The sequence below is a fragment of the Weizmannia sp. CD-2023 genome (assembly GCF_036225245.1).
GTDB lineage: Bacteria > Bacillota > Bacilli > Bacillales > Bacillaceae_C > Weizmannia > Weizmannia faecalis.
Genome location: NZ_JARTJQ010000079.1, coordinates 1 through 3,456, shown reverse-complemented (window position 1 = coordinate 3,456; position 3,456 = coordinate 1). Strand labels below are relative to the sequence as shown.

At 33.9% G+C, this 3,456-nt stretch carries 5 protein-coding genes; 4 read left to right on the top strand and 1 reads right to left on the bottom strand.

Going from position 1 to position 3,456, the window contains the following annotated elements; all coding sequences use genetic code 11:
- From P9687_RS11880 to P9687_RS11865, 4 genes are all read left to right on the top strand, one after another.
- The coding region (locus P9687_RS11880) for a DUF4352 domain-containing protein (RefSeq protein WP_328228898.1) at positions 1 to 469 on the top strand (469 nt) is incomplete at its 5' end.
- A 269-nt stretch (positions 470 to 738) separates the two neighbouring features.
- Entirely contained in the window at positions 739 to 1,038 is a 300-nt protein-coding gene (locus tag P9687_RS11875; RefSeq protein ID WP_035191062.1) for a YcxB family protein, read from the top strand.
- A 71-nt stretch (positions 1,039 to 1,109) separates the two neighbouring features.
- Positions 1,110 to 1,415 (top strand): hypothetical protein, encoded by a 306-nt coding sequence (locus tag P9687_RS11870; protein ID WP_029143096.1) that lies wholly within the window; start codon positions 1,110 to 1,112, stop codon positions 1,413 to 1,415.
- Between the two features lie 288 nt (positions 1,416 to 1,703).
- Positions 1,704 to 2,381 (top strand): hypothetical protein, encoded by a 678-nt coding sequence (locus tag P9687_RS11865; RefSeq protein WP_035191064.1) that lies wholly within the window; start codon positions 1,704 to 1,706, stop codon positions 2,379 to 2,381.
- Positions 2,382 to 2,404: 23 nt separating this feature from the next.
- Here P9687_RS11865 and P9687_RS11860 read toward each other — a convergent pair whose 3' ends face one another.
- Positions 2,405 to 2,764: a YcxB family protein gene (locus tag P9687_RS11860; protein WP_161788368.1), complete on the bottom strand. Its 360-nt coding sequence runs from the start codon at positions 2,762 to 2,764 to the stop codon at positions 2,405 to 2,407.
- Between the last annotated feature and the right edge of the window lie 692 nt (positions 2,765 to 3,456).

The window sequence follows — 3,456 nt, the reverse complement described above, 5'->3', positions numbered from 1 at the left end:
CAAAGTGGGCCTTGTTATTCTCATGTTCCTCCTGGTTGGTTCACTGGGGGCCTGTGCTAATAAAGAGAGAACCAATCATGTAAGACAAACGACAAATGATACTGGTAATGTTAACAATGTAAATGATCCTTTAACCGTAAAGCAGGGTGCAAAACTTGGTAATAACTATGGGGTAAGACTAAATAGTGTGCATAAAGATGGAAATGAGCTTGTACTAACGGTAACTTTGGAAAATAAGGAGCCAAAGAAACTTGTTATTTCTCCTGATCTTTTCCAACTAAAAAACAATGATGAGGAACAGTTGGATTTCATTCGTGCTGACTTCAATAAGGATTTAGCACCTGGAAAGAAAATGGAAGGGACGTTAACTTATAAGTTAACAGGAAAAGCGCCATATCGTTTTATAGCTACCTCCGTTCATTCAACTGCAGATAAGGCAGAGTGGGAAATTGACGAAAAAGATTTATAAGCATTTCTTTAAAAGAAAGGATATTTACAATGCCGGTGAAAATCACTTATGAAGTAAAAGATGAAGATATATTTGTGTTAGTGAAAGATGATTTCTTTTTTTCACCATTCGGCATTAAATTGCGACGTTTTTTACATGCTTTTTCTATTTAAGTTTGTCTGATTCTTTTAAGCTATTTTGACCACTCTAGTGTCAGATCCATCCTGATAAATATTGCAATCACAATCTTTATAGCTATGATATTTTCTCCTTACTGGAAATTTCTTTTGATGAGAAAAGCGAAAAAGGGTAACACAAGAAGAAATCTAGAAAAATTAAAGAAAAAATTTGTGTTTATTTTTCAAGCTGATTCTGATTCCTTTAGGATGAACACAGAAACCAATGCAGAAGATAAAATAATGTGGAAGAGTATTGTAAGAATTCATCAGGACGAGAACCATTCTTTTTTATATTTAGAAGGGAACATAGCAATTGTGCTTCCAAAATATCACAAACCATCCATCAAGGAAAATACAGAATACCAGGAATTTATGAATAAGCTTATTTTAAGTTATAACACTGAATTTTAATTAAACTACAAAACGTTAGAGCTTAAGTGTATCTAAATGTGTGCAGCAAGCTCTACTTCCGAGGTGATTTTATGGGTGATTCATTCAAAAATAAGAAAAAAGATGGGAAACCGATATTCTTAACTCTTATTTTGCTTATGGCCGCAATCGTATTTTTAATGATCATCAGGCAAATTCAAAATGTAAATTTATGGGTTGTTGTCATATTCTATTCAATGATAGACATGGGCTTTTTAGTGGCTATGATCTGGGGAATAAGAACAAAAAATAAACCTGTTGTAGTTTTAAGTGTCTTATTAAACGGTGTACTATTTATTGGGGGAGCCGTCTTCACTTATCTTTTGCTTGTTGCAATCGCAATTGGAGGACCAATATAATAGCTAATGAGGGAAGGATTTTTTGGATAAGCTTGGTAATTTATCTCTTTTGGTTTTAATACTTAATACTAGCTTGCTTTTGCCATAAACTTATAATGAGATATCATACAGCAATGATTAAAAGAGGAGAAGGGAGACATGGATATTTAGGATAAACCGTTTGGAGTCATTATATTTTGTATTTTCAATACTTTACAAGATCATTATAAACGTATACTATAGAACTGAATAAAGTATTTTTAGGAAAATTTTAACTGAACATCGGCAATGAGAGAAAGGAATGGGTGAATGAAGAAGCAGAAAAAGATTTTGGGTTGGAATATTTCTCTGATATTACTTATTCTCATGCTTGTTGGGTGTTCAACCAATAGTCATGAACAGTCTAAATCAACTCCTTCAAAAGAGAAGTCCACATCAGTTGCAAATACTAAAACAGAACAAAAAGATTCTTCAAATAAAGATTCGGATTCAACCATGAATAAGTCGGAAACGGGCGCATATAGCTCTTCTGGTGATAATTCTAATTCAAAAGATAGCTCTTTAGATAAAGCAGAAAAAGAGAAGCCAAATAAAATCGGGAATGATGATTTGTCTAATTACTCCTCACAGGAGATCGAATATGCTCGGGTCTGGCTACAAGTGGGACCAAACCAAAATATAGATGAACTAAACGTTTACCGTATCCCCGCCGGAACGCCACTCAATTCTAAAGATGAAACGAGTGCAAAGTATCCAAAAGATGTGATTCAATTAGCTGGATCACGATTAGTAGATGGATCAGTAACTTATAGTAGCAATGGGAACGGCACGATTAATGTATACAATGTTCCGTTACGATGGGACGGTAAATATCCTGCTGGCGCAAAGCTATACAATGATATTATCAAAAATACAAAGTTAGTACGTGTTGATACCGGCGATCGCAAGAAAATCATTCAATTGATTAAAATAATGAATATTCATTAAAAACGAGGGAGCTGTTCTATATTTCAGTTCCCATTATTTGAAATGAACTTATCAATAATCTCATGGTATCTCTCGTTTTCTTCGTCGGATATTTCATGTTGTTTAGGAAGAATAATCGCTTTATTTCCACTTAAGTATAAAAAATAATGGCTCTCATCTTGGTGAACTCTTATTACATCTTTCCACATTATTCGTTCTTCTGAATTGGATTCCATATTAATCCTTAAAAAAGATTCAGAATCAGGCTGAAAAACAAACTCAAATCTTTTTTTGAAATTTGCCAGATTACTTTTTTTGATGTGCGCTTTCGCTATTCTAATTAAATTTAATTTCCAGAGTGGGGGAAAGAGGAAAGCTATAAATAAGGTAAGGACAATATTCATCAGAATATCTTCGATTGTCGAATGAAGGTAATAGTTTGAATAAATAAGACAGAAAAGAACAACAAAAACATAACATATGCGTCGTACTCTAACTACTCGTGGAGAAAAGAAAAAGTTATCTTTTAACAACGCAAATATGTCTTTATCCGTCATTTCATAAGAAATTTTTACAGATGACATAGTAAATATCCTTTCTTTTAAAGTAAAAGATTCACGTCCTACAAGAAATGCTTATAAATCTTTCTCCCCAATCTCCCATTCTGCCTTATCCGCAGTTGAATGGGCAGAAGTAGCTATAAAACGATATGGTGCCTTTCCTGCTAACTTATAAATTAGCTTCCCTTACATTTTCTTTCCAGGTGTTAAATCCTTATTGAAGTCAGCACGAATGAAATCCAACTGTTCCTCATCATCGTTTCTTAGTTGGAAAAGATCGGGGGAAATAACGAGTTCCTTTGACTCCTTGTTTTCCAAAGTTACCGTTAGTACAAGCTCATTTCCCTCTTTATGTACTTTATTAAGGTTTACTATATAGTTATAACCAAGTTTTGCACCCTGCTTTATGGTTAAAGGATCATTTCCATTGTTAACATGATCAGTGTCATTTGTCTTACATGATTGGTTCTCTCTTTATTAGCATAGGCCCCCAGTGACCAACCAGGAGGAACATGAGAATAACAAGGCCCACTTTG

Excerpts from the sequence above, each read along its gene's own strand:
- P9687_RS11870 (WP_029143096.1), top strand. The coding sequence starts at position 1,110 with ATGGGTGATTCATTCAAAAATAAGAAAAAAGATGGGAAACCGATATTC.
- P9687_RS11875 (WP_035191062.1), top strand. The coding sequence starts at position 739 with ATGAGAAAAGCGAAAAAGGGTAACACAAGAAGAAATCTAGAAAAATTA.
- P9687_RS11860 (WP_161788368.1), bottom strand. The coding sequence starts at position 2,764 with ATGAATATTGTCCTTACCTTATTTATAGCTTTCCTCTTTCCCCCACTC.
- P9687_RS11865 (WP_035191064.1), top strand. The coding sequence starts at position 1,704 with ATGAAGAAGCAGAAAAAGATTTTGGGTTGGAATATTTCTCTGATATTA.